Source organism: Coleofasciculus sp. FACHB-1120, from assembly GCF_014698845.1.
Classification (GTDB): Bacteria; Cyanobacteriota; Cyanobacteriia; order Cyanobacteriales; family FACHB-T130; genus FACHB-T130.
Genome location: NZ_JACJTV010000037.1, coordinates 44949 through 53153, shown reverse-complemented (window position 1 = coordinate 53153; position 8205 = coordinate 44949). Strand labels below are relative to the sequence as shown.

Below are 8205 nucleotides of genomic sequence, written 5' to 3'. Positions count from 1 at the left end.
GTTTTTCACGGCTGATTGCGTTTATGAATTACTTTCCCGGTGCAGTTCCTATACTTCTACAAACGCAAGATTTCCTATTTTCTGTTACCTAGAGTGACAGAAGAGCGCTAGAGTGACAGAAGAGCGATAGGAAGACAACAAGCTGGGGCTTATGCGTAATGCATCGTTCAGAACATCGTTCTGAACAAAGGCGGCGGAAGTTGTGAGAGCTTTTATCAAAACAAAGCCAGCGGAGGCAGGCTAAATTGAGTTTCTGAAGCGCGAAGCGATTCCCAAAGAGTTGGGTGGACTTGGTTGGGAAAGCCTTATTCAAGCCTGTAGGCAATTTACTCTCATTGGGAAGCGTCTACAGAAACCTTTCGACGCTTTTAGACAAATCCAAGCTGAGTATTTATACTTGGCAGATAGCCGAAGGGGGGCTAACCAAGGATCGATACAATCGTCTGTTAGGCTGCAAGATATCAGAATAGTTTAAGGGCGAAAATCCGACAATGGAAAGAGGTCTGTTGTGGCTGCCCCTACTGGCAGCGTTTATCTGGCTGGCTTGGCAAGGCTGGAATGAGTATCAAAAAGTTGAAGCTTATCGCGTCTGGGCACAGCAGTTTAAGCGATCTAAGTACGATATCTATGCAGTGTTGGCTGAAAATGACAGCACTTTAACCTGGGGAAAACCGACGCGCAAAGGGCCTGTGGAGGTGCAAACGTTGTCTTTAAAAGATGTAAAAGCGATTCGGCTGCTAGTAGATGACAAGCCCGTTGATTTAGAAGCACTGCCCAGTAAAGGTCGTGTCGCTTCGCTGGAATTTGTCTTTGCACCAGCCGTTTCGGTGAAAATCCCTTTTACTGAAATCCCCCTCGCAGCGGAATGGGGAAAGTTTCTACAGCAGGAATTACAAAACTTGGTAGAGGGGAAAGTGTAAGAATTCTCTGATAAAGAGGAAACGCAGGTTTTGGACTTGTATCGGAAGGCGATCGCTTATTTCTACGATGTATGGAATACTACCGAAAAAAAACCCGTGTTAACGGGTTAATCAGCGATCGCACTATTTAAAAGGGAAAAACTAAACGATTAAAGAACTCTTTTTATGGACTTGAAATCATAGACGGGTTGCGATGCATAGATTTTTCTTGAGAAATTTGCTTTTTCAGCTTCTGGCAACCCGTCAAACAGAAGCGTGCTAGTAAAGGAGAAATAAAAAAATTGGCTATTTAACTTTCAGATTGTTGCAGCGTCCTCGTTCTTCTTTTTGTATTTTAAATTACAATTGCTTCAGCTCGTTTCTGCAAATCTTCTTGCGAACATTCGTAGGGAATTTTAAACCGAGGAATTCCCAGTTGACAACCTTGCCATCCACTTTGAACAGTTACGCCAAGAGTTTGACAACAGCCGCCACGTCGTCCCGTTGGGTTATAAAATTGACAATAGCGACAGGCTGAAACTGGTGAATTTAAGGGTTGCATAAAGTATTTCCTTTGAGGAACCATTTCAAAAGCAAGATTTATCTGTCTTTATAAAGTATGCGATCTGATTTTTACAATGAGCTATAACTTGTACGATATCCACTTAAAACATTGCATTTCATCATAAAAAGTTATGAAGTCGCTTAACATAAACAAGAGTGTCAACTATCCATAGATTAAGCAATTGCAACATTGCTCAAAACTATCGGCTGTCAAGCGTTTTAGAAACTAGATGAAATCCTTCCGTTCCCAAACAAACGGTTATCGATGGGTGAGAGGACATTTATCAAGGAAATTTCAATCCCTCAACCTACATTTTTGGTAGGGACAGCCAGATTTCAGGTTCTTTTTTTAAGGGGGACTAGGGGGAAAATGCGTCTAGAGTAAAGATTTTCACAATTAATATTTATTTAATAAATTACCTGTTATAAAAATCCTAAATTATGAGTGAAGGCGAAATCCCAGCTAAGAAGTGTGTGATTCTGAACCGTCGGCATCACACAACTCAAATAGGACTGCTATAGGTGTCACTTTATAGAGCGGTGCTTACTCTCGCGTGCAATATACTTGTAACCTTGCCGCTCTCTGCTTTTCGATGAGGTGCAGGGGTGGTGTTCAATAGTGCATCAAAACGAGAATCGCGATAAATCAGCTCTAACAGCTTCTTTCCTCTAATTCTTGTGACTCCTCTGCACGTCAGGAGTTCGTTTTTTATCGATTCTTCTTTTCAACAGCAACACGAGCATTGCACCCATCGCTAACCCGACACCATGCGCCCAATACCCGACGCCCACAGGATTAACGCCACCCGAAATATTTAAGCTGCCAATTCCATAAAACATCTGCTGAATAAACCACCAGAATAGATAAAACAAAGCTGGTAGTTCAATCGGAATAAACACAATTACCAGAGGCAGAATGGTATCAATTTTTGCCTGGGGAAAACTCAGAAAATAGGCTCCCAGGACAGATGCGATCGCGCCATTCGCTCCAATTAATGGCATCGTCAAAGTAGAGTCTAACCAAACTTGTACGATGCCCGTCAAAATGCCGCCCAGCAAGTAAAGTAGCAGAAACCGCCAATGTCCGAGAAGATTCTCCACACTCTTACCAAAAACAAATAAGAATAGGAGATTCCCTAAAATTTGACCAAAGCTGCTGTGGAGAAACATCGCCCACAGCAAGGAACTGGAAAACATTAGCAAGGCAACCCAGGCGGCTGGATTTTCCCCACTGAGGGCATCTGAAATCACCGCACTGATTCGGGCAGGAACGATACCCCAGTGTTGGATAAAATCGCTCAGTTTACCTGCAAACTCTAGTCTTAGCTCCCACAGAAACAAAGCAACATTGATTCCGATCAGGGCGTAATTAACAATCGGCTTGCTGCGACTGGGGATGTTATCAGCAATAGGAATCATGAGGGTTTTAGATTTTAGATTTTAGGTGAATCATCAATCCACACGCTATGCCCTCAAACTTATCCTAGTTCGCTAAACAGATCCGCCAAAATTACATTGGAAAATAAAAACCCTTCCGGATCGGTTAATCTTAATCGTCCCTTTGGTGGGAGTTTCTGGGCGTCAAGCGCGATCGCTTCCCCGCTTTCTCCAACAATTTCTACCCAACCTTGCTGGTAGTAGGGTTGCAAACACGTCCAAATTTGTTGCAGCGTTTGTTTGCCAAATTGCTCAGCTAAGGTTGATAAACGGAGACCTTCTGCTAGACGTAACCCCAGCATCAATGTTTCTAACAACACTTCAGATGCCAATGTTTGAGGACAATCCCACTCACCCCCAGCTTTGACTATCTGTTGTTGTACCCATTCGTAATATTCCCGTGTTTTGCGGGGACGGGTGAACCGGCACCCTTGCAAATGACTGGCGGCACCCATGCCAAAGGCATAGTAGGGGCGATTTTCCCAGTAAACTCGGTTGTGGCGGCATTGATGACCGGGTTTGGCATAATTAGAAATCTCATAATGCTCGTAACCGGCACTGGTGAGAACTTGCTGCGCCAGTCGGTACATCTCGGCAGCCATTTCATCAGTGGGAAGAGGTTTGGCACCAGGTTGATATTGACGCCCAAAGGCAGTAACGGGTTCGACTTGGAGATCGTAAATCGAAATATGAGTGGGCGCGATCGCAACTGCTGCTTCTAGAGATTCCTGCCACTGTTCCAAGGTCTGATGTGGCAAACCAGAAATCAAATCTAAGCTAAATTCGGGAACCCCCACTTTGCGGACTAGCTCCACAGCTGCAAAAATATCAGAGACAGAGTGCGATCGCCCGCACACTTCCAACAGTTCCGGCTGAAACGCCTGTACCCCCAGACTGATTCGATTCACTCCCGCTGAGCGGTAGCCTTGAAGTTGTTCCGTGTCAAAGGTGCCGGGGTCCATCTCCATCGAAATCTCAGCATCGGTGGCAATGCCAAAGCAAGCATCAAGTTGAGCCAAAATTTGATTGAGTTGTTGCACCGATAACAGCGAAGGAGTGCCGCCTCCAAAAAAAACTGTTTTTAGGGGATTTCCCTGTGCTGGTGTAACTTCAATTTCTTGGCACAATACCTCAACATACTGTCCGATTGTGCCAGAGTTCTTTCCAGTCTTGTGATCCCCAACCACGGACACTGGAAAATCACAGTAAAAGCAGCGGCGTCTACAAAATGGAATGTGGAGATAAGCCGAGCTGGGAATCCCCAAATCAATATTTTTAGTGTCCGGGATTAAATAATTCAATACCATGTTTGTATCAATACTCAATATAGCGATGAAATACTTAAATATTTGATTAACAGTTGTTACTTTACTGAAGGGTTGCCAGGTCTTTTTTGTCTTAGCAAGAATCTGTTAAGCCTATACCTATTATAGGTTTAAGCCTTCTAGAAGCAATACAGTTTGCTGATTTTTTGAGGTTGTTCTTTTTAATAAAAAAGAAGTGGCTTCATCAAAATAACTCAAATTGGATTGAATGGTGATGTTCAATCAATTGTCATTCGCAAGGGTGAAGGCAATAACACAAAAGATATAATAAAACAAATGTAAATTTGTATCAGTTCCAGAGAGCCGCTTTCAGGAATTGAAGCAATCATCCCAAACAACTGGAAACAATGCTTGACGCAATCATTATTCTTTTATTCATCCTAGCAGCGGCGGGAATTGGGTTCGACGCCATCGAATTACTGCCCAGCGGTGCCCTACATCAAGTCAGCAATCAGGAAGCTTTACGCTGGGTGTTCGCTGGGTTTGCCGCTCTGCTCGGAGGTGCCGCTGGTTTATTCGTGCAGACGGCTTATCGACGCTTGGAAAAGCGAGTCCGGGAAATGCCGATCGAGGTCATTTTGACTAGAGCCGTTGGCTTGGTGATTGGCTTATTAGTCGCCAACTTGATGCTGGCACCCGTTTTCTTGCTACCAATGCCCTTCGATTTTGCTTTTATTAAGCCTCTGGTTGCCATTTTAGGCAGTGTCATGTTTTCCTACTTGGGAGTGACTTTAGCGGATACCCACGGTCGTTCTTTCTTGAGGCTGATTAGCCCCCACAGCGTAGAAACAATGTTGGTGGCGGAAGGAACCCTCAAACCTGCTTCAACCAAGGTTTTAGACACCAGCTGCATCATCGATGGTCGCATTGAAGAACTTCTAAACACTGGCTTTATCGAAGGTCAAATCCTCGTACCCCAGTTTGTCTTGCAGGAACTGCAACAACTGGCAGATGGTTCCAACGATCTGAAGCGAGTCCGGGGACGGAGAGGGCTAGATATCCTGAACCAGATGAAGGATGCTTACTCAGAGCGGATCGTGATTCACTCCGCCGACTACGACGAAATTCCCAAGGTGGATGCGAAGTTAGTCCGGTTGACCCAAGAAATCAATGGCACTTTGCTAACTAACGACTACAACTTGAGTAAGGTTGCCACTTTGCAGAAAGTGCCGGTGCTGAATATTAATGATTTGGCTCAGGCAATTCGGGCAATTTATCTGCCTGGTGATAGCCTAGACATCAAAATTCTCAAGGGTGGCAAGGAACCGGCTCAGGGCGTCGGCTACCTGGACGATGGCACAATGGTGGTGGTGGAAGACGGGCGTGAGTACATGGGTGGTGAAATCCGAGTGGTCGTAACCAGCGCCTTGCAGACTTCGGCGGGAAGAATGATTTTTGCTCGTCCTCAAGCGTCCTTTGTGGCTTGAGTGGCTTGAAGTTGCGATCGCTACTGGTAACACCTGGAAAGCCACAAAGCTGCACTCTTGGCTGCACGCTTAAAATTTCAACGTCAAAACCCACAGGCAAAAACACAAAGGTACGCAGAGGTCAATGTTTCCTCTGCGTACCTTTGCGTTAATCTTGGCGTAACTTTGCGTTAAAAAATCCTACTCCTGCAAAATAGTTTTAGACACAATCCGTGTCTTCTTCCTATCTGCTTCTGAAAGTTCTTCCCCCGATTGCAGGCGAGTGGCGCTAGTTTGGAGAACCGTCGCGGCTCCCTTGTCTCCCATTTGCAGGGCAGTTTTGGCAGCAGTTTGTAACATCGTCGCGGCACCCACGCGATCGCCTTGTTGCAATTTTGCCTCTGCTAATTGAGTTTGTCGGTATTTCGCCAACGCCAAAATAGACTGTTGCACCTGAGGATTAGGTGCGGGTTGGTAACTCCGGACAACATTCGCCTCGACTAAGACCCGTTGAGAAATTAGCCCCATTTTATCCTGGGCGGGATCGTCGTAACGGACTTGCACCTCAGCGAGCGCTTGACGCCCTTCCGCTAGCTGGCTGACGTAAAGATTCGCCAAAATGACTCGCGGCGCATCTTTCATCAAGTCTCCCAACCGTACCGTATAGCGATCGCCTTCTTGTTGCACCGGCAGTTCAATGGTGTCTGGAGCAACTTGGGCGATGGGTTTGAGTTCCGCTAACCGTACCTTCGGCATTAAAGAAAGTGACAGGTAGGCATTTGTCAACCCCACCGCAGAGATCCGATTAAACAAACGTCCAAACTCATTGACTGCTTGTTCGGGACGCTCAATATAGGACAGCGAACCGCCACCTGCATCAGCAATTTTTTCCAAAACATCCTGGTTCCAGTGAGCGCCAAATCCCAATGTATTCAACGTCAGGTTGTAGCCAGTCGCCACTTGGGCAAATTTCAGACAGCGGTTGTTGTCGCCATGCTCATTTTCGCCATCTGTTAACAGAAAAGCTTGAGAAACCGTTTCCCTTTTGCCCTTCGCCAGTTCTTCAATTCCGAGTTTTAAACCCTCATCAATCGCCGTACCCCCGTCCGCGCTGAGCCGATTTATCTGTTTCTTAATGTTTTCTGGGTTGTCAATGACTTGGTTGGGGACAAGCACTTTGGCTTTGTGATCGAAGGCGACAATCGAGATGCGATCGCCCCGTGTAAGCCGATCCACCAGACCGATTGCTGCCTGTTTCACCGTTTCCAGGGGGCGTCCATTCATCGAGCCACTGTGGTCGAGAATTATGCATAAATTGAGCGGGGCACGATCTTCAAGATCCCCAGCGATCGCAGAAATAGAAATTTCTAGTTGACGCTGGCTACTCGCTTGAGTCGCGTCAATATTCATATCATTCAAAGCAGGCTGTAAACCAACTCTCATAGCACGCTCATTCCTGGCAGAACAAGAAGGGATTCGGAGTAACCACAAGACTAAATGCTGACGCTCCGGAAAGGGAACCGTAAAATTACCCTAACCGCGACCGGGCTTATTTCTTACAATAGCTTGCAGTCCAACACGGCGGAAGCACTCAGCCAAAAGATCGCAATTCTTTGCAGAGGAAAATGCGATCGCGGGGGTGGATTTCACCCCTCTCCTTTCGCAAAAACCGATACTTAAACTCCGGTTTCTCTGCTGAAAAACCTAAAAATTAGAAGACTTGAAGACCCACTTTCTGGCGTTGCCTCCCAGAAAGCCCACCTACAGCCGCTAAAGCGACACCAAGCCACCCTCAACCTTACTAAAAGCGGTAAGGGGAGTAAAACTGCTAGAATCCAGTCAGTACGGTGGGGTACACCGGAATTTAATCTCAAATTAAAGATAGCACCACTATTGCAGCTTTCCGATACGCCATGAACTCACCCATCCAGGCTGTTCAAGCTCCCTACGGCGGCGATAGCTTCTACCGGACACCGCCTCCAGACTTACCCTCCCTGATCTTAAAGGAGCGGATTGTCTATCTGGGAACGCCCTTGGTGCCAGAGGTAACGAAACTAATCATCGCCCAACTGCTGTTTTTGCAGTACGAAGATCCGGAAAAACCGATCAAAATCTACATCAATTCCACCGGCACCTCGCGTTATGACGGCGAACCTGTGGGCTTTGAAACCGAAGCCTTCGCCATCTGTGACACGATGAACTACATCAAGCCGCCCATTCATACCATCTGTATCGGTTCGGCAATGGGAATGGCGGCAATGTTACTCTCTGCTGGGACTAAAGGCTATCGTGCTAGTCTGCGCCATGCCACGATTATCTTGAACCAGACTAAGAGCTATGCTCGCGGTCAGGCGACGGATATCCAAATCCGAGCTAAAGAAGTGCTGGCTAATAAGACAACGATGCTGGATATCCTATCGCGCAATACAGGTCAGACCCCTGAAAAAATTGCCAAGGATATGGATCGACTTTTCTATATGACACCGGAGCAAGCTGTGGAATATGGCTTGATCGATCGGGTTTTAGAGTCAAAATCAGATTTACCAACACCACTTCCCGCTGGTGTCATCTGAA

General features: G+C 46.3%; 7 protein-coding genes. 3 read left to right on the top strand and 4 right to left on the bottom strand.

Annotation, left to right across the window (positions count from 1 at the left end):
• Nucleotides 1-491: 491 nt before the first annotated feature.
• A complete protein-coding gene (locus H6H02_RS23135) occupies nt 492-920 on the top strand; it encodes a hypothetical protein (RefSeq protein ID WP_190822207.1) in 429 nt (142 codons plus the stop codon).
• Between the two features lie 334 nt (nt 921-1254).
• Here the strand turns inward: H6H02_RS23135 and H6H02_RS23130 are convergent, their stop codons facing one another.
• The 3 genes from H6H02_RS23130 to hemW all read right to left on the bottom strand — a co-directional run bounded on the left by H6H02_RS23130 (nt 1255) and on the right by hemW (nt 4207).
• Nucleotides 1255-1461: a hypothetical protein gene (locus tag H6H02_RS23130; RefSeq protein ID WP_190822204.1), complete on the bottom strand. Its 207-nt coding sequence runs from the start codon at nt 1459-1461 to the stop codon at nt 1255-1257.
• 671 nt (nt 1462-2132) lie between these two features.
• The gene (locus H6H02_RS23125; RefSeq protein WP_190822202.1) at nt 2133-2882 is read right to left on the bottom strand and encodes a rhomboid family intramembrane serine protease; all 750 of its coding nucleotides are present in this window, start codon (nt 2880-2882) and stop codon (nt 2133-2135) included.
• 59 nt (nt 2883-2941) lie between these two features.
• The gene (gene hemW, locus H6H02_RS23120) at nt 2942-4207 is read right to left on the bottom strand and encodes a radical SAM family heme chaperone HemW (RefSeq protein ID WP_190822200.1); all 1266 of its coding nucleotides are present in this window, start codon (nt 4205-4207) and stop codon (nt 2942-2944) included.
• A gap of 365 nt (nt 4208-4572) precedes the next feature.
• Between hemW and H6H02_RS23115 the strand changes: the two genes are divergently transcribed.
• On the top strand, nt 4573-5652 hold the full coding sequence (locus H6H02_RS23115; protein WP_190822198.1) for a PIN/TRAM domain-containing protein: 1080 nt from the start codon (nt 4573-4575) through the stop codon (nt 5650-5652).
• A gap of 180 nt (nt 5653-5832) precedes the next feature.
• Here H6H02_RS23115 and H6H02_RS23110 read toward each other — a convergent pair whose 3' ends face one another.
• On the bottom strand, nt 5833-7074 hold the full coding sequence (locus H6H02_RS23110; protein ID WP_190822196.1) for a VWA domain-containing protein: 1242 nt from the start codon (nt 7072-7074) through the stop codon (nt 5833-5835).
• Nucleotides 7075-7544: 470 nt separating this feature from the next.
• Here H6H02_RS23110 and H6H02_RS23105 point away from each other — a divergent pair, with 470 nt between their 5' ends.
• Nucleotides 7545-8204, top strand: a complete 660-nt coding sequence (locus tag H6H02_RS23105; protein ID WP_190413108.1) for an ATP-dependent Clp protease proteolytic subunit — start codon at nt 7545-7547, stop codon at nt 8202-8204.
• Nucleotide 8205: the final 1 nt, after the last annotated feature.